Below are 17,740 nucleotides of genomic sequence, written 5' to 3'. Positions count from 1 at the left end.
CTTCGGCCTCGATCAGCTTGTTGAGGATCGCGCGGCGTCCCTCGGGCGTGAAGCTGATCTCCTTGTCCGGCCCCTCGATGCGCTCCTGGATCCACGCCTTCTGCGCGGCATTGGAGATGTGCATGAATTCGACGCCGAGGGTCTGGCAGTAGGTGCGCTCGCAGATCTGCACGATGTCGCGCAGCGTGCCGTATTCGAGGCCGAGCACGTGATCGAGGAAGATCTTGCGGTCGAAGTCGGCCTCGGTGAAGCCGTAGGAACGCGGATCGAGCTCCTCGCGGTCACGTGGCGCCTCGATGCCGAGCGGATCGAGCTTGGCATGGAAATGGCCGCGCATCCGGTAGGCGCGGATCAGCATCAGCGCGCGGACCGAATCGCGGGTGGCCTGATGGACCTCGGCGTCGGAGAGCTCGGCGCCCTTGGCCTGCGCCTTGGCGGCGAGCTTGGTGCTGACCGCCTTCTCGACCTGGGCCCAGTTGCCGTCGAGCGCGGAGGTCAGCTCGTCCCGCGGCGTCACCGGCCAATTGTCGCGGCCCCAGGAGGCGCCCTCGGCGTTCTTCTGCACGTCGGCCGGAGCGTCCTTCAGGCTCTTGAAGAACTCCTGCCATTCGCCGTCGACGGAGGACGGGTCCTGCTCGTAGCGGGCATAGAGGTCATCGATGTAGGCGGCATTGGTGCCCTGGAGGAAGGACGAGAGGGCAAAAGCGGCGTTCGCATCTTGGCGAGACATGCGGAAGTCCTGGTGATTTTTGGTTGGCGCGTGGAAGACGGCGCAAGCCGGTCTGGGAAAGTGGGCCGGCTGGATAGATACCCTTTACCCTATCTAGGTCGGATAATCCTGCCTAAAAGAACTAAGAAATGAATTTGATTTCAAAACATATTGAGCGGACGTATCCGCGCCGCCCGAACGCAAAACGCGCGCTTCCGAGGTAATGAACCGCCGGAAAGCGCGCGCAGAAAGCGTAAGAGCGGCCTGACCGTCGTTCGACGGGAGGGTTACTTCAACATCTCGGCCAGAGTGTGCCCGAGCCGCGCCGGCGACGGCGAGACCTTGATGCCGGCCGATTCCATCGCGGCCGTCTTGGAGCCGGCATCGCCCTTGCCGCCGGAGATGATCGCACCCGCATGTCCCATGCGTCGGCCGGGAGGTGCGGTGACACCTGCGATGAAGCCGACCATCGGCTTCTTGCGGCCGCGCTTGGCCTCGTCCTTGAGGAACTGGGCGGCGTCTTCCTCGGCCGAGCCGCCGATCTCGCCGATCATTACGATCGACTTGGTCTTCTCGTCGGCCAAGAACATCTCGAGCACGTCGATGAATTCGGTGCCCTTGACCGGGTCGCCGCCGATGCCGACCGCGGTGGTCTGGCCGAGGCCTTCCTGGGTGGTCTGGAACACCGCCTCATAGGTCAGCGTGCCGGAACGCGAGACGATGCCGACCGAGCCGGGCTTGAAGATGTTGGCCGGCATGATGCCGATCTTGCACTCGCCGGCCGTCATCACGCCCGGGCAGTTCGGCCCGATCAGCCGCGACTTCGAGCCCGACAGCGAACGCTTGACGCGCACCATGTCGAGCACCGGGATGCCCTCGGTGATGCATACGATCAGCGGGATCTCGGCGTCGATCGCCTCGCAGATCGCATCCGCGGCGCCCGGCGGCGGCACGTAGACGACGCTGGCGTCGGCGCCGGTCTTCTCGCGCGCTTCGGTGACGGTGTCGAACACAGGCAGATTGAGATGCGTCGAGCCGCCTTTGCCAGGCGCCACGCCGCCGACCATCTTGGTGCCGTAAGCGATCGCCGCTTCCGAGTGGAAGGTGCCGTTCTTGCCGGTGAAGCCCTGGCAGATGACCTTGGTGTTCTTGTCGATCAAGATGGACATGGTGCGTGGTGCTTTCGCGAGACGAAGGGACTCTGTTGTTCGAGCATGATCTTTTCGGAAGAGCGAAAGACCGCTTTTCCGGATCGTGCTCTAGTGGATACGCCGGTACACGCCGGTGAGCACGTCGGCCCACCCTTCCGCGTCAGGCGAGAACTGGATCTTCATGTTGTAGGTGTTGTCGTCGACGACCTCGTAGACGTGACGGGCATTGCCGCGCAGCGAGCCGCGCACCAGGATCAGCGACTGGTTGACCCAGCCGCCGGAGGCCGGCGACGGCGGGTAGTAGCCGAGCGAATCGTGCCAGAACAGCTTGTAGGTGCGATCCTCGCGGTCGTAGGTGAAGACGCCGTGGGTGGCGAAGCTCTGCTTGCCGTCACGCATCTGCACGCTGTCCTGGATCAGGTAGAAACCGTTGAGCGCAATCCGCGCCGAGACGTGCGAGGTTGCCGGACCGCCCGCGGTCCAGCGCGAGGGATAGACCATCTCTTCGCCGCTCCACTCGCCTTCGAACACCGCGAGCTTGCGGTGCTCCTCCAGCGGCGCCGGTGCGTCGAGATGATCGGCCATCGTTAGCCTCCCTTGACGGCGTTCACGATCTTCTGGGCTGCATCATCGAGATCGTCGGCGGGGACGACGTTGAGGCCGCTTTCGCGGATGATCCTCTTGCCCGCATCGACATTGGTGCCTTCGAGGCGCACCACCAGCGGCACCTTGAGGCCGACCTGCTTCACCGCGGCGACAACGCCCTCGGCGATCACGTCGCACTTCATGATGCCGCCGAAGATGTTGACCAGGATGCCCTTCACGTTCGGGTCGGCGGTAATGATCTTGAAGGCGGCCGCGACCTTCTCCACGCTGGCGCCGCCGCCGACGTCAAGGAAGTTGGCCGGCGACATGCCGTAGAGCTTGATGATGTCCATGGTCGCCATGGCAAGGCCGGCGCCGTTGACCATGCAGCCGATATTGCCGTCGAGCGCGACGTAGTTGAGGTCGAACTTCGACGCCTCGATCTCCTTGGCGTCCTCCTCGGTCTCGTCACGCAGCGCCATCACGTCGGGATGGCGGTACAGCGCGTTGCTGTCGAACGACACCTTGGCGTCGAGCACGCGGAGCTGGCCCTGCTTGGTGACGACCAGCGGATTGATTTCGAGCATCGCCATGTCCTTGGCGACGAAGGCGGCATAGAGCTGTCCGGTCAGCTTCTCGGCCTGCTTGGCGAGATCGCCGGTGAGCTTCAGCGCCTTGGCGACGGTGCGGCCGTGATGCGCCATGATGCCGGTGGCGGGATCGACCGAGAAGGTGACGATCTTCTCGGGCGTGTTGTGCGCGACGTCCTCGATGTTCACGCCGCCTTCGGTCGAGACGACGAAGGAGATTTCGCTGGTCTCGCGATCGACCAGGATCGAGAGATAGAACTCCTTGTCGATGTCGGAGCCTTCCTCGACATAGAGGCGGTTGACCTGCTTGCCGTGCGGCCCGGTCTGGATCGTGACCAGCGTCGCGCCGAGCATCTGCTTGGCGTACTCGCCGACCTCGCCGACCGACTTGGCGATGCGGACGCCGCCCTTGTCGCCGGCGGAGGCTTCCTTGAACTTGCCCTTGCCGCGGCCGCCGGCATGGATCTGGCTCTTCACCACCCAGATCGGGCCGGGAAGCTGCTTGGCGGCCGCCTCGGCCTCCTCAGCCTTCAGCAGCGCCACGCCGCGCGAGATCGGTACGCCGAATTCATGCAGCAGAGCCTTGGCCTGGTATTCATGGATATTCATGGAAAGACGCTCCCGAACCCTCGTACGGCGAACTTCAACGTCAGCCTTGCGACTGGCATACCATATACCAAAGCTCGCGCAACTACAAAATCCGCCAGAATTTCATCATCTTGCACCCGACAGACGATCGTAATCGCCTATCGGGTCATTGCCAGACCGGATTACTTGCCGAGCAGATCGGGGGCGATCTTCTTGCAGGCGTCGACCAGGCCCTGCACGGCGCCGACCGACTTGTCGAACGCTTCGCGGTCCTTGCCGGCGAGCTCGATCTCGACCACGCGCTCGACGCCCTTGGAGCCGATCACGACCGGCACGCCGACATACATGTCCTTCACGCCGTATTCGCCATTGAGATAAGCGGCGCAGGGCAGCACGCGCTTCTTGTCCTTCAGGTAGCTCTCGGCCATCGCGATCGCGGACGCGGCCGGCGCGTAGAACGCCGAGCCGGTCTTGAGCAGGTTGACGATCTCGGCGCCGCCGTTGCGGGTGCGGTCGACGATCTCGTCGATGCGGGCCTGCGAGGTCCAGCCCATCTTGACGAGGTCGGGCAGCGGAATGCCGGCGACGGTGGAGTAGCGGGTCAGCGGCACCATGGTGTCGCCGTGGCCGCCGAGCACGAAGGCGGTGACGTCCTCGACCGAGACGTTGAATTCGTCGGCCAGGAAATAGCGGAAGCGCGCCGAGTCGAGCACGCCGGCCATGCCGACCACCTTCTTGCTCGGCAGGCCCGAGGCCTTCTGCAGCGCCCACACCATCGCGTCCAGCGGGTTGGTGATGCAGATGACGAAGGCGTCGGGCGCGTACTTCTTGATGCCGGCGCCGACCTGCTCCATGACCTTGAGGTTGATGGAGAGCAGATCGTCACGGCTCATGCCGGGCTTGCGCGGCACGCCCGCGGTGACGATGCAGACCTTGGCGCCGTCGAGCGCGTCATAGGAATTGGCGCCGACCAGGTTGGAATCGAAGCCGTCGACCGGCGAGGACTGCGCGACGTCCAGCGCCTTGCCCTGCGGCACGCCCTCGGCAATGTCGAACAGCACGACGTCTCCCAGTTCCTTGAGGCCGACGAGGTGCGCCAGCGTTCCGCCGATCTGTCCGGAGCCAATCAGTGCAATCTTGTCGCGTGCCATGGGAAATCAGTCCTTTGAACTGCTGCAGGAGGGAGGGAAGTCGGTTTGCAAGGGTGGTTATCCCTTTCGAATGATCCATTCAAGTCGCGGCCTGCAAGTCGCGGCCTGCAAGTCGCGGACCTGCCGGATCGGCGGCCTGCCTCGAATTCGATCAGGCATGCCAGCGATCCTGTCATTCCGGGCCGGCGGCATCGAACGCGGAGGTGGCGCCTTACGTCTCCACCAGGCCGGTCGAGGCGCCGCTGGCCGATGAATCCTTCCGGCCGTGGGGCAGCGCCAGATAGGATTCCGAGCTCATCTCGATCAGGCGCGAGGCGGTGCGCTTGAACTCCATCGCCTCGACGCCTTCGTCGGCAAGGTACAGCGACACCGGATCGGCCGCGGCCGACGCCATCAGCTTCACGGCATTGTCATAGAGCGTGTCGATCAGCGAGATGAAGCGCTTGGCGGCGTTGCGCTCGGCGTAGTCCATCACCGGAATGTGGTCGATCAGGATCGTATGGTAGTCATGCGCGAGCCTGAGATAGTCGGACGCGGCAAGCGGCTTCTCGCAAAGATCGGCGAAGCCGAAGCGCGCGACGCCGTGCGATGCGCACGGCACGTGCAGCACGCGCCCCTTGATCGTAATGTCGCGCGGCTTGCACGGCGCGTTGCCGGTCATCTTACGCCAGGCCGCATCGAGCTCGGCGGCGGCGGCGGCATCGTCAGGCACCAGCCACATCTTGACGCCGAACAGTTTCTCCAGCCGGAAGTCGGTGCGCGCATCGAGCCGCAGCACGTCCATGTGATCGGTGATCTGCGCGATGAACGGCAGGAACAGCGCGCGGTTGAGACCGCCCTTGTAGAGATCGTCGGGCGCCACGTTCGACGTCGCGACCACCACCGTGCCGAGTTCGAACAGTCTTGCGAACAGACGCCCGAGGATCATCGCGTCCGCGATGTCGGTGACGTGGAATTCGTCGAAGCAGAGCAGCCAGGCCTCGTCGAAGATCGCCTGCGCGGTGAGCGCGATCACGTCGCCGTCGGCGATCTCGCCGCGCGCGATCTGCTGGCGGTAGCCGTAGATGCGCTCATGGGCCTCGGCCATGAACTCATGGAAATGCGCGCGGCGCTTGTGCTCGACCTGGCTCTGCTGGAAGAACAGATCCATCAGCATGGTCTTGCCGCGGCCGACCTCGCCATGGACGTAGAGCCCGCGCGGCGGTCCGTCGTCCTTGTCACCGCCGAACAGACGGCCGAACAGGCTCTGCTTGCGCTGCGGCTTGTAGCTGGCGAGCCGCTCATCGAGCGCGCCGAACGCTTCGGCGGCGCGCGCCTGCGCCGGATCGGCCTCGATCGCGCCGGAGGCGACCAGGGCCCTGTAGTGACCGAGAAAGGAACTGGGCGAGGTGGACAGCATGAGCCCACCTTACGGCCCTACTGCGCGGCAAATTGCAAGCCGTGAATTTTGGCGATGGGTATGCACTTTCCTCTCCCTCGCCCCGCTCTTGCGGGGAGAGGGTTTGGGGTGAGGGCTGCCTGCGCGTCGGCGGTGAGAGGCGCCCCCGTGGAGGCTCTCTCTCGCCCGGATTACGCGCAGAGCGCGTAGGAATCCTCGACAACGTAGGGCCCGCCGCCGGTCGACGCGCGCGACGAGAACAGCACGAAGCGGTCCGCCATGAAGCTGCGGCTCGGGAAGTAGCCGCGCACGGACAGATAATCCGCGACGTCCTGGCTCGATGCGTCATGCAGACGCGCGAGCGTGACATGTGGCGTAAACTTTCGCCCTTCCGGATCGAGCCCCATCCGCTGCATCATCCGCTCGAGCTCGGCTTGCAACTCGATCAGCGGCCGGCTCGGTTCGACGGAGGCAACAACCGCGCGCGGCTTGCGTCCGCCGAAGCTTGAGAGGCCCTTCAGCTTGACCTCGAACGGTTTGCGGTTCACCCGAAATAGCATCGATGCGATCTCGTTGGCCCAGAGGCCATCGATATCGCCGATGAAGCGCAAGGTGACGTGATAATTTTCGGGATCGATCCAGCGTGCGCCGGGAAGGCCGCCACGCAAGCTGGAGAGGGTTTGGCCGATATCGGCCGGCACTTCCAGTCCAGTGAACAGACGCGGCATCGCTATAATCCTCGATGCAGTGGCGCGGGTTTTGGGAGCCCGTGCCGTCTAACAAACCCCGGTGACGAATCACCGACGTCTCTTTTGTACCCGAGATATATGACTCTGCGAAGCATAAGGCGTTAACAGGTCGTAAACCGACGGAGGACAGCGCGGCGCGCCGCCTGCATTTCAACTGCGTTGCGCCGATAACGTGCCGAGAAATGCCTCCACGGTGGGCAGGATGTTCTTCACGACGATATCCACACCGGCGGCGGTCGGATGCATGCCGTCGGCCTGGTTGAGCTTGGCCTCGGCCGCAACGCCATCGAGAAAGAACGGATACAGCGGCACGCCGAGGGATTTCGAAAGATCAGGATAGATCGCGTTGAACTTCGCCGCATACTCGCTGCCGTAATTCGGCGGCGCGAGCATGCCGCACAGGAGCACGGCGATCCTGCGCGCCTTCAACTTTGTGATGATGTCGGACAGCGCGGCGCGCGTCACCGCGGGATCGACGCCGCGCAACGCATCATTGGCGCCGAGCTCGACGATCACGGCATCGGTTCCGTCGGGCACCGACCAGTCGAGCCGCTCGCGGCCCCCCGAGGTGGTATCGCCGGACACCCCGGCATTGATCATGTCGACCTTTATCCCCTTGACTTCCAAGGCTTTTTGAAGGCGAACCGGAAACGCGGCGCCGGCCGACAGACCATAGCCCGCACTCAAGGAGTCGCCCAGCACCACCATTTTGATAGGCTTCGCCTGGTCCACGGTCTGCGCATTTGCGGCCGTCATCAAGCCCATAAGCAACACGAGTATGTGCACGAAGATTCGCAACCGGCCCTCGACCGCCGCCGCGGAAGTGCCATATGACCGAACCATGGACAGTCTCATCGAATCCTCTTCACTGAACGACGTCGAGCCGGACACCATCTCGGTCAGGAACGTCAACCTCTCGCTCGGCAGCGGTGCGGCACGGGTTCATATCCTCAAAGATATCAGCCTTCGTGTGGCAGCGGGTGAAGCCATCGGCCTGATCGGCCCGTCGGGCTCGGGCAAATCGACCCTGCTGATGGTGATGGCGGGGCTGGAACGTCCTGACAGTGGAGAAGTGGTCGTGGGCGGCACCGCATTCAATGCCCTCGACGAAGATGCGCTGGCGCGCTTCCGCGGCCGCCAGGTCGGCATCGTCTTCCAGTCGTTCCATCTGATCCCGACCATGACGGCACTGGAGAATGTCGCGGTACCGCTCGAGCTCGCCGGCAATGCCGATGCGGCGGCGCGCGCCGCGCAGGAGTTGCAATCGGTCGGTCTCGGCGAGCGGCTGCATCACTATCCGACGCAACTGTCCGGCGGCGAGCAGCAGCGTGTTGCGATCGCGCGCGCGCTCGCGCCCGATCCCGCGATCCTAGTTGCCGACGAACCGACCGGAAATCTCGACGAGACCACAGGCAAGCAGATCGTCGATCTTTTGTTCACCAAGCACGCCGAGCGCGGCATGACGCTGGTGCTGGTGACCCACGACATCGCGCTCGCGCAGCGCTGCGACCGCGTGGTGCGGCTGCGCTCCGGCCGCATCGACAGCCCGCCCGCGACATGAGCATCGCGTCCGAAGTCGCGGTGCAGAGCCGCGCGTCGTCGCTTGCCTTCCGCTACGCGCTGCGCGAGTTGCGCAGCGGCCTGCGCGGCTTCTACGTCTTCATCGCCTGCATCGCGCTCGGCGTGATGGCGATCGCCGGCGTCGGCTCGGTCGCCGCGAGCCTCGGCGACGGGCTGTCGCGCGAGGGTCGCACGCTGCTCGGCGGCGACGTCGCTTTCTCGCTGATCTCGCGCGAGGCGAAGCCTGAGGAGGTCGCGTTCCTGCGCACGCGCGGCGAGGTTTCGGTCGCGACCACTCTCCGTGCGATGGTCCGCAGCAGCGACGCCAGGCTTGCGCTGGTCGAGCTCAAGGCCGTCGACAACAAATATCCGATGCTCGGCGAGCTGACGCTCGAGCCCAACATGCCGCTCGCCGATCTCCTGGCCGAGCGCGACGGCGCGTTTGGCGCGGCGGCCGATTCAACCCTGCTGGCGCGGCTCGATCTGAAGCTCGGCGACCGCGTCACCCTGGGCAGCGCGACCTACCAGATCCGCAGCGTCGTGGTGGCCGAACCGGACAAGCTCGCCGGCGGCGTCGGCCTCGGCCCGCGCTTTCTGGTCAGCGAAGTGAGCCTGCGCGCCACCGACCTGCTGCAACCGGGCAGCCTGGTGCGCTGGATCTACCGGGTGAAGCTGCCCGACGGCGCCAATGACGACCGCGCCACCACCACGCTGATCGACGGCGCGCGCGCCGCGGCGCCAGAGGCGGGCTGGGAGGTCCGCAGCCGCAGCAACGCCTCGCCGCAGCTCGAACGCAGCATCAACCGCTTCACCCAGTTCCTGACCTTGGTCGGCCTCGCCGCATTGCTGGTCGGCGGAGTCGGCGTCGCCAACGCAGTGAAGAGCCACATCGACCGCCGCCGCGACGTCATCGCCGCGTTCAAGGCGCTCGGCGCCACCGGCCGCGACGTCTTCACGATCTATCTCACGCAGGTGGTGGTGCTGGCCGGCATCGGCTCGGTGATCGGCCTTGTGCTCGGAGCCGCGCTGCCGTTCGCGATCGTCGGCCTGTTCGGCAAGCTGCTGCCGCTGCCGGTGGTGCCGGCGCTGCATCCGGCCGAGCTCGCGTTCTCCTTCATCTACGGCCAGCTCACGGCCCTCGCCTTCGGGCTGTGGCCGCTCGGCCGCGTGCACGACGTGCCCGTGGCGGCGCTGTTCCGCGAGACCGTGAACAGCGAGTGGCACCGCCCGCGCTGGAGCTATCTGGCGCTGATGGGCGTGGTGATCGCGCTTTTGATCGCGGTCGCGATCGGGCTCGCTTACGACAAGCGGGTCGCCTCCGTCTTCGTGGTGTCTTCGATCGCCGTGTTCCTGCTGCTGCGCGGCGTCGCCGAGATCCTGATGGCGGTGGCGCGGCGGCTGCCGCGCAGCCGCATGACCATGCTGCGGCTCGCGATCGCCAATATCCACCGGCCCGGCGCGCTGACGCCGTCGGCCGTGCTGTCGCTCGGTCTCGGGCTCGCCGTGCTCGTCACCATCACCCAGATCGACGGCAATCTGCGCCGCCAATTCCTCGCGGCGCTGCCGGATCGCGCGCCGTCGTTCTTCTTCATCGACATCCCCTCCACCGAAGCCGACCAGTTCGGCGCCTATCTCAAGCAGATCTCCCCGCATTCGACCGTCGAGGACGTGCCGATGCTGCGCGGACGGATCGTCGCGGCCCGCGGCGTGAAGGCCGACCAGCTCAAGCCGACGGTCGATTCGGAATGGGTGCTGCAGAGCGACCGCGGTCTGACCTACACCGGTGAGGTTCCCAAGGGCTCCAAGATCGTCGAGGGCGAATGGTGGGGCCCGGACTACAGCGGGCCGCCGCTGGTCTCGATGGAGAAGAAGATCGCCGACGGACTCTCCTTGAAGATCGGCGACGAGATCGTGGTCAACGTGCTCGGCCGCGACATCCGCGCCAAGATCGCCAATCTGCGCAACATCGACTGGCAGGGGCTCGGCATCAACTTCGTGCTGGTGTTCTCGCCGAACGCCTTCAAGGGCGCGCCGCACAGCCATGTCGCGACCCTGACGGAAGCGCATCCCGACGCGGCCAGCGATGCAACCATCATCAAGCAGGTCGCCGATGCCTTTCCGATGGTGACCAGCGTGCGGGTCCGCGAGGCGCTCGAAACGGTCGGCAGCGTGGTCAACAATCTCGTACTGGCGATTCGCGGCGCCAGCGCCGTGACGCTGATCTCGGCGATCCTGGTGCTGGGCGGCGCGCTTGCCGCCGGCCACCGCCACCGCGTCTACGACGCCGTCATTCTCAAGACGCTGGGCGCCACGCGGGTGCGACTGCTCGGCGCCTACGCGCTGGAATACCTGATGATCGGCCTTGCAACTGCCGTGTTCGGGGTGATCGCCGGCTCGATCGCCGCGTGGCTGATCGTCACGCGGCTGATGACGCTGAGCTTCGTCTGGCAGGCCGGCAGCGCGGCGCTGGTCGTGGTCGCGGCGCTCGTCGTCACCGTTGGCCTCGGGCTGGCGGGAACACTGCTCGCGTTGAATCAGAAGCCTGCCTCGGTGCTGCGGAATTTGTGACAATTTGTAGCGGCGCTGGCGCCGCATTTCCCTATAAATCCTTGATTAGAGCGACATTCAGCCGCGCGTGGAAGCTTGCGCGGGATATGGTAGTTTCCCACATGTCAAACGGGTCGGATGGCCGCTTTGATGACATGGAATTAATCTTCCTTAAATCACGCCATCCGAGATAGATTTACGACCGGCGCCGCAAATCCCTTGCGCTACACCGGGACCAACCACGGGAATTCGACCATGTCGGACCTTGACCGCAACTATACTTCTCCCTTCGGCCGGGCCGCCGGGCGCATTGACGCTGTAGCCGTCGACGCCGGTCTGCGCGCCTACATGCTGCGCATCTACAACTACATGAGCATCGGCCTGGCCATCACCGGCCTCGCCGCGCTCGGCGTCTACATGGCAGCCGTCGCCGATCCGTCCAGCGCCGTTGCGCACTTCGGCAAGGTGCCGCTGACGCAGTTCGGTTATGCGATGTTCGTCAGCCCGCTGAAGTGGCTGTTCATCCTCGCACCTCTGGTGATGGTGTTCGTCATCTCGGCCGGCATCAACCGCCTGCAGCCTGCGACCGCCCAACTGCTGTTCTGGGTGTTCTCGGCGCTGATGGGCCTGTCGCTGTCGTCGATCTTCCTGGTGTACACGCACACCTCGATCGTGCGCGTGTTCTTCATCACCGCGGCGACGTTCGGTGCGCTCAGCCTGTACGGCTACACCACCAAGCGTGACATGAGCGGCATGGGCTCGTTCCTGTTCATGGGTCTGATCGGCATCATCATCGCGAGCCTGGTCAACCTGTTCCTGGCGAGTTCGGCGCTGCAGTTCATCGTGTCGGTGGTCGGCGTGCTGGTGTTCGCGGGCCTCACCGCCTGGGACACCCAGCGGCTGAAGAACGACTACATCTACGGCTACGCCTCGCAGGGTGGCGCGATGGCGGAGCGTGCGGCAATCACTGGCGCGCTGTCGCTCTACCTGAACTTCATCAACCTGTTCACGCTGCTGCTGCAGCTGCTCGGCCAGCGCGACTAACCGCTCCGGCGAGCTATTCGATCCGAAGCCCCGGCCACAGGGCCGGGGCTTTTCTTTTGGGCGGGGCAAAAATACTGTCGCGCCATGTCCAATCCGGAAATCAGGTCCACCACCGAGGCAGACCTTGCCTCGATCACGGCGATCTACGCGCAGGCGGTGCGCTTCGGCACCGCGACCTTCGAGCTGGTGCCGCCGGACCTCGCCGAGATGACCCGCCGCTACCACGCGCTGCTGGATGGTGGCTTCCCCTATCTCGTCGCCGTGCTTGATGGTCGCGTGGCCGGTTACGCCTATGCCGGCCCCTACCGGCCGCGGCCGGCCTATCGCTTCACGGTCGAGAACTCGGTCTATCTGGACCCGGCGGCGCACCGTCGCGGCATCGGCCTCAAGCTGTTGCAGCGCCTGATCGCCGAATGCGAGGCGCGCGGCTTCCGGCAGATGATCGCGGTGATCGGCGATTCCGCCAATGCCGGCTCGATCGGGCTGCACCGCCGATGCGGCTTCGGCATGATCGGGACGCATCCGAATGTCGGCCTGAAGTTCGGCCGCTGGCTCGACACCGTGATGATGCAGCGCGCCCTCGGTAAGGCCGAGACGACCGTGCCGGCGGATTAGCGGGGACGCGTAGGCCGGATGAGCGAAGCGACATCCGGGTGCTCGCCACACGGAGGGAGTTGCCCCCGGATGTCGCTTCGCTCATCCGGGCTACGGCAGCAGTGAAGCGGCTACACCAGCGCCAGCTTGCGGTCGATCACGAGCAGCACGCGCTCGAGCTCGTGGCCGCGGCGCAGGATCAGGCCGGTGGCCGAGATCACGCTGTACATGCCCTGCTTGCGCGCGAGCCGCGGATCCTTCTCGATCCGGTAGATCGGCATTTCGGACGCGCGGCGGAACACCGAGAACACGGCGCGGTCCTTCAAGAAGTCGATCGCATAATCGCGCCACTCGCCGTCGGCGACCATGCGGCCGTAGAGATTGAGAATGCGGTTGAGCTCAATCCGGTTGAACGTCACGCGGTTGGCCTGGGGAGCCGCGGTGGCGGGGCGCGCCACCGCGCGGCTCCCGCTCGGATCAGTGTCCTCCGAGATCAAACTCATCGAGCGCCTCCTATCATCCCGCTGACGATCTTCACCCGCAGTCCCCGTTTCGGGATCGTCACGAGAGTGACATGATCGCGCTAAGCGCGGGGAGCCGCAAGGGGGCCATTGGCAACGCGACCACGCGTCGACCCGGCCGGGCGCACCGATCGTCTCGAAAAGCGCTGATCCCTGAAGGGGTCACGGGAACGTTAGCAAGAATCTTATTGCTGCCCCACTTCCGCCCACCGCCCGCCCCGCTGCCCTGCGAAAAGAAAACCCTGCGTTGACCCGGTCCTTTCGGTTCCGGATTCCTCAGCCCCCAGCCCCCCGGGGCCGTCGGGATCGGGTCTGTACGCAAGGGGACAAGATCCCCCACACTGGGCCAACGAAAGTTGGTCCTTTTTGTTTTCGGGACCATCGTTCCCCGACGGCGCGCGACCGATGCGCCCGCACAAGCCAAACTTTCTCGTTACAGATGACGCGATCGCGACTCGCGGCAGGACTCCGCGGTCGATCAAGCACGGCACTTGCCACCCGGCGATCGAGCGTGGGTTCGGTGCACCTCTCCCTTGGGCGCAGCAAATCGGGTGAGGGGTTACGGTCTATCGAGAGAGCAGGAGCCCTCACCCGGCGCTACGCGCCGACCTCTCCCCAGCGGGGAGAGGTGAACCGAGATCGCGGCGTGCCGATTCAAAGCAACTGCTAGTGCAGCGACGTGAACGCCGCGCCGAGCATCGGGCCCGGCTTGTCGCGGTTGCCGTCCTGGACATACACCGCCGCGGCATCGACGCCCTCGCGCGAGATGTTCTCCAGCGGCACGGTCCAGCTTCCGGACGAACCGTTCCAGTCACCGACCTTCAGGAGGTTGCGCACCACATTGTGGTAGGTGATCTCGCGGCCGCGATTCTCGCCGCGCTGGATCTGGATCGGCACCGCCTTCGAGATCGAGCAGATCCAGACTTCGCCACGCGCCGCGCTCGGCGCCTTGGCCGCCGCCACCGAAACATTGATCTGCTTGCCGGTCAGCGTCAACGTCACCGGTACCGACATCACGCCAGTGCTCTTATCGGTGTCCTTGATCGCGCTCTCGATGCTGCCGCGATCGCTGCCGATCACATGCGCCGAGCCGTTGATCACCGCCTGCGGCGTATAGACGTCGCGATCGCCGCGCATGTGCGAATAGGCTTTCTGACGGGCGCTGAAACGGGAATCGGCCAGCGTGTCCTTCCAGCCGAGATAGTCCCAATAGTCGATCGGCATGCTCAGCGCGATGACATTGGGGTCCTTCGCAAGCTCGCCAATGATCTTGTCCGCGGGCGGACAGGACGAGCATCCCTGCGAGGTGAAGAGTTCGACGACAGCACGCGGATCGGCGTGAGCGGGGCGGATGATCGCGACGATTGCGCAGATACCAAGGGCGCTGGACCACCGCGAGATACAATTATAGGCCATCATCGCTGTCATACTGCGAACCAGTCGTGATGATTTCCATCCGTATTTGTACGGAGCATGAAGTTGTGTCCCTTAACTGCGTGCCCCAAAACGCGAGAAAGCGGCCCTTGTCATAGGCCGCCTTCTTTTTGGTCGCTACTCACTAACCGGTGAGGCCCTGATCACAAATCCGCGTTGGCGCATGACCCGGAGATCATGCGCCGACACCGGCCTCAGGCCGCGAGCTTCCGCAGCACGTAATGCAGGATGCCGCCGTTGCGATAGTAGTCGAGCTCGTCGAGCGTATCGATGCGGCAGAGCAGCGGGACGTCCTTCTTGCCCCCGTCGCTGGAGACGATCTCGGCCGTCAGCATCTGGCGCGGCTTCAGATCGCCCTGCAATCCGCGAATCGTGACTTTCTCGTCGCCCTTCAGGCCTAGCGACGACCACGAGGTGCCGTCCTGGAAGGTGAGCGGAAGCACACCCATGCCGACCAGGTTGGAGCGATGGATGCGCTCGAAGCTCTGGCAGATCACCGCGCGCACGCCGAGCAGGCGGGTGCCCTTCGCCGCCCAGTCGCGCGACGAGCCGTTGCCGTATTCGGCGCCGGCAAACACCACCAGCGGCACGCCTTCCGCCTGATACTTCATGGCGGCGTCGTAGATCGACATCTGCTCGCCGTCGGGCCAGTGCTTGGTCAATCCGCCTTCCGGAATATTGCCGTCGGCGCCCTTCAGCATGAAGTTCTTGATGCGGATGTTGGCGAAGGTGCCGCGCATCATCACTTCATGGTTGCCGCGGCGGGTGCCGTACTGGTTGAAGTCGGCGGGACGCACCTGATGCTCGCTCAGGAACTTGCCGGCGGGCGAGGTCAGCTTGATCGAACCCGCCGGCGAGATGTGGTCGGTGGTGATCTTGTCGCCGAACATCGCAAGGATCCGCGCGTCGACCACGTCCTTGATCGGCTCCGGCTCCTTCTTCATGCCTTCGAAGTAGGGCGGGTTCTGCACATAGGTCGAGCTCATGTTCCAGCGATAGGTCTCGCTTTCCGTGGTCTTGATCTTGCGCCAGTTGGTGTCGCCCTTGAACACGTCGGCGTACTTCTTCTTGAAGATCGTCGCGGTGACGTACTTCTTCATGAAGGCGTTGATCTCCTTGGCGGTCGGCCAGATGTCCTTCAGGAACACCGGATTGCCGTCCTTGCCGATGCCGAGCGGCTCGACCGCAAGATCCTTGGTCACGGTGCCGGCGATCGCGTGCGCCACCACCAGCGGCGGCGAGGCGAGATAGTTCGCCTGCACGTCCGGCGAGACGCGGCCTTCGAAGTTGCGGTTGCCCGACAGCACGGCGGCGGCGACGATGCCGTTCTCGTTGATCGACTTCGAAATCTCCTCCGGCAGCGGGCCGGAATTGCCGATGCAGGTGGTGCAGCCGAAGCCGACCAGGTTGAAGCCGACCTTGTCGAGATCGGCCTGCAGGCCGGAATTGGCGAGATACTCCGCCACCACCTGGCTGCCCGGCGCCAGCGAGGTCTTCACCCACGGCTTTGCCTTCAGGCCCTTGGCCGCGGCCTTGCGGGCCAGGAGGCCGGCGCCGATCAGCACGCTCGGATTCGAAGTGTTGGTGCAGGAGGTGATCGCGGCGATCACGACGTCACCATGGCCGAGATCGAAGTCGCGGCCCTCGACGGCGAAGCGCTTTCCTTCACCGTCGGGCTTCTTGTACTCGCTGGCCAGCGCGGTGGCGAAACCGGTCGACACTGCCGGCAGCGCGATGCGGCCCTCGGGACGCTTCGGACCGGCCATCGACGGCACGACGTCGCCGAGGTCGAGGGTGAGCGTGGTGGTGAAGACCGGATCGGCCGACTTCGCGGTGCGGAACAGGCCCTGCGCCTTGGCATAGGACTGCACCAGCTTGACGCGATCGGCCTTGCGGCCCGAGGTCTTCAGGTAATCGATGGTCGCGGCATCGACCGGGAAGAAGCCGCAGGTCGCGCCATACTCGGGCGCCATGTTGCCGATGGTCGCCTTGTCCGCGACCGAGAGATAGTCGAGGCCGGGGCCGAAGAACTCGACGAACTTGCCGACCACGCCAAGCTTGCGCAGCATCTGGGTGACGGTGAGCACGAGGTCGGTCGCGGTGACGCCTTCCTTGAGCTGGCCCTTCAGCTTGAAGCCGACGACCTCCGGCAGCAGCATCGACAGCGGCTGGCCGAGCATGCAGGCTTCCGCCTCGATGCCGCCGACGCCCCAGCCGAGCACGGCGAGGCCGTTGACCATGGTGGTGTGCGAATCGGTGCCGACCAGCGAATCCGGATAGGCGACCTCGAAGGTGCCGGTCTTCCGGCCGACCGTCATCTTCTCCTTCTTGGTCCACACTGTCTGCGCGAGATATTCGAGATTGACCTGGTGGCAGATGCCGGTGCCGGGCGGCACCACCGAGAAGTTCGAGAACGCCTTCTGGCCCCACTTCAGGAACTCGTAGCGCTCCTGGTTCTGCTTGTATTCCTCGACCACGTTCTTGCCGAACGCCTTGTTGTCACCGAAGAAGTTGACGATGACCGAGTGGTCGATGACGAGATCGACCGGCACCAGCGGGTTGATCTTCTCGGCATCACCGCCGAGATTCTGCATCGCGTTGCGCATCGCGGCGAGATCGACCACCGCCGGCACGCCGGTGAAGTCCTGCATCAGCACGCGGGCCGGGCGGAAGGCGATTTCATGCTCGAGCTGGCGCTTCTTCAGCCACTTCGACACCGCGACGATGTCGTCCTTCTTGACGGTGCGGCCGTCTTCGTTGCGCAGCAGGTTCTCCAGCAGAACCTTCATCGAATATGGCAGCTTCGAAATGCCCTTCAGTCCGTTCTTCTCTGCCTGCGGCAGGCTGTAATAGACGTAGGATTTGCCACCGACCTTCAAGGTCTTGCGGCATTTGAAGCTGTCGAGCGAGGTCATGCGAGGAATCCCAATTCTTAGTTTATACCCCGAAAGGGTAGCTAAACACCGGTGGCGCGCTGGCTAGATGGACAAGCCTGGGTGGCTTGCGGCCGCCGATTGTGTGCTGCATCAAGTTCCGGGCTTATAGAACCTTTCTAGAAGCGCCGCCACACCGACGAGCGTGCGCCAGCGTTGCGCGACCCAAAAATTCTCACGCGGTAGCGAAACATTTCAGAGGGCTG

Annotated in this window: 15 protein-coding genes; 4 read left to right on the top strand and 11 right to left on the bottom strand. The window is 64.6% G+C overall.

Going from position 1 to position 17,740, the window contains the following annotated elements; all coding sequences use genetic code 11:
* The 8 genes from J6500_RS16800 to J6500_RS16765 form a co-directional block, all read right to left on the bottom strand.
* Positions 1–730 (bottom strand): 2-oxoglutarate dehydrogenase E1 subunit family protein (locus tag J6500_RS16800; protein ID WP_446479909.1); only part of this gene is annotated, 730 nt, incomplete at its 3' end.
* A 266-nt stretch (positions 731–996) separates the two neighbouring features.
* Entirely contained in the window at positions 997–1,878 is an 882-nt protein-coding gene (gene sucD, locus J6500_RS16795) for a succinate--CoA ligase subunit alpha (protein ID WP_225713806.1), read from the bottom strand.
* 90 nt (positions 1,879–1,968) lie between these two features.
* Positions 1,969–2,445 (bottom strand): DUF1579 family protein, encoded by a 477-nt coding sequence (locus J6500_RS16790; protein WP_225713805.1) that lies wholly within the window; start codon positions 2,443–2,445, stop codon positions 1,969–1,971.
* Between the two features lie 2 nt (positions 2,446–2,447).
* A complete protein-coding gene (gene sucC, locus J6500_RS16785) occupies positions 2,448–3,644 on the bottom strand; it encodes an ADP-forming succinate--CoA ligase subunit beta (RefSeq protein WP_225713804.1) in 1,197 nt (398 codons plus the stop codon).
* A gap of 161 nt (positions 3,645–3,805) precedes the next feature.
* Complete coding sequence (gene mdh / locus J6500_RS16780) at positions 3,806–4,774, bottom strand: malate dehydrogenase (protein ID WP_225713803.1); 969 nt, start codon at positions 4,772–4,774, stop codon at positions 3,806–3,808.
* Between the two features lie 211 nt (positions 4,775–4,985).
* Positions 4,986–6,173 (bottom strand): cell division protein ZapE, encoded by a 1,188-nt coding sequence (gene zapE / locus J6500_RS16775; RefSeq protein WP_225713802.1) that lies wholly within the window; start codon positions 6,171–6,173, stop codon positions 4,986–4,988.
* 170 nt (positions 6,174–6,343) lie between these two features.
* Entirely contained in the window at positions 6,344–6,880 is a 537-nt protein-coding gene (gene thpR / locus J6500_RS16770; protein WP_225713801.1) for an RNA 2',3'-cyclic phosphodiesterase, read from the bottom strand.
* A 171-nt stretch (positions 6,881–7,051) separates the two neighbouring features.
* Positions 7,052–7,687, bottom strand: a complete 636-nt coding sequence (locus J6500_RS16765; protein WP_225713815.1) for an arylesterase — start codon at positions 7,685–7,687, stop codon at positions 7,052–7,054.
* A 55-nt stretch (positions 7,688–7,742) separates the two neighbouring features.
* Between J6500_RS16765 and J6500_RS16760 the strand changes: the two genes are divergently transcribed.
* From J6500_RS16760 to J6500_RS16745, 4 genes are all read left to right on the top strand, one after another.
* On the top strand, positions 7,743–8,462 hold the full coding sequence (locus tag J6500_RS16760; protein ID WP_225713800.1) for an ABC transporter ATP-binding protein: 720 nt from the start codon (positions 7,743–7,745) through the stop codon (positions 8,460–8,462).
* Positions 8,459–11,029 (top strand): ABC transporter permease, encoded by a 2,571-nt coding sequence (locus J6500_RS16755; RefSeq protein WP_225713799.1) that lies wholly within the window; start codon positions 8,459–8,461, stop codon positions 11,027–11,029. Before J6500_RS16760 ends, J6500_RS16755 begins: the two co-directional genes overlap by 4 nt.
* 234 nt (positions 11,030–11,263) lie before the next feature.
* Positions 11,264–12,052 carry a Bax inhibitor-1/YccA family protein gene (locus J6500_RS16750; RefSeq protein WP_225713798.1) on the top strand — a complete coding sequence of 263 codons (789 nt, stop codon included), beginning with the start codon at positions 11,264–11,266 and terminating at the stop codon, positions 12,050–12,052.
* An 84-nt stretch (positions 12,053–12,136) separates the two neighbouring features.
* Positions 12,137–12,667, top strand: a complete 531-nt coding sequence (locus J6500_RS16745; protein ID WP_225713797.1) for a GNAT family N-acetyltransferase — start codon at positions 12,137–12,139, stop codon at positions 12,665–12,667.
* Between the two features lie 110 nt (positions 12,668–12,777).
* On the opposite strand, the gene J6500_RS16740 is transcribed toward J6500_RS16745, so the two are convergent.
* The 3 genes from J6500_RS16740 to acnA all read right to left on the bottom strand — a co-directional run bounded on the left by J6500_RS16740 (position 12,778) and on the right by acnA (position 17,516).
* Complete coding sequence (locus J6500_RS16740) at positions 12,778–13,149, bottom strand: DUF2794 domain-containing protein (RefSeq protein WP_225713796.1); 372 nt, start codon at positions 13,147–13,149, stop codon at positions 12,778–12,780.
* Positions 13,150–13,833: 684 nt separating this feature from the next.
* Positions 13,834–14,595, bottom strand: coding sequence for a DUF1223 domain-containing protein (locus J6500_RS16735; protein WP_225713795.1), 762 nt, complete (start codon positions 14,593–14,595; stop codon positions 13,834–13,836).
* Between the two features lie 200 nt (positions 14,596–14,795).
* Complete coding sequence (acnA, locus tag J6500_RS16730; protein ID WP_225713794.1) at positions 14,796–17,516, bottom strand: aconitate hydratase AcnA; 2,721 nt, start codon at positions 17,514–17,516, stop codon at positions 14,796–14,798.
* Positions 17,517–17,740: the final 224 nt, after the last annotated feature.

It is taken from the genome of Bradyrhizobium semiaridum (assembly GCF_020329505.1).
Lineage (GTDB): Bacteria > Pseudomonadota > Alphaproteobacteria > Rhizobiales > Xanthobacteraceae > Bradyrhizobium > Bradyrhizobium semiaridum.
This window is presented reverse-complemented; position numbering and strand designations above follow the sequence as displayed.